This is a genomic window from Rothia sp. HMSC071B01 (assembly GCF_001808945.1).
Taxonomy (GTDB): domain Bacteria; phylum Actinomycetota; class Actinomycetes; order Actinomycetales; family Micrococcaceae; genus Rothia.
This window is the reverse complement of record NZ_KV795069.1, coordinates 1-342: the sequence shown is the minus strand read 5'-3', so window position 1 is coordinate 342 and position 342 is coordinate 1. Positions and strand designations below refer to the sequence as shown.

Sequence of the window (342 nt, the reverse complement as noted above, 5' to 3'; positions counted from 1 at the left end):
ATGTTTGGGCTTGGGTGCCTCCGTCGAAGGCTCGCGCATCGAGCAAGCGGAACCCGCTTGTCTCTGAGGCGACTGATGGCAGCTCGCACGTTCAGTTGAAGATCAGTTTCTTGGCCATGAACGTGTATTTCGATGGTCAGAAGACCGGTACGCAGGGTTTCATTCAGTGTGATGATGCTGGCCAGATTTACGGTGGTGAGCCGCGTGGTGGTTCCAACTGTTCTTGGAAGGCTAAGAAACAGGACATGTACCAGGTGCGTAGCTCCATCCTGTACAGGGTGGAATGGGTCGCCGGTGATGAGTCTGGCGTGTTGATTCATGAGGAGCCGATGGATGGTACGC

1 protein-coding gene is annotated in these 342 nt (G+C 55.0%); it reads left to right on the top strand.

The features are described from left to right. Positions 1-342: hypothetical protein (locus HMPREF2527_RS09785; RefSeq protein ID WP_168161083.1), on the top strand; the 342-nt coding region annotated here is incomplete at both ends.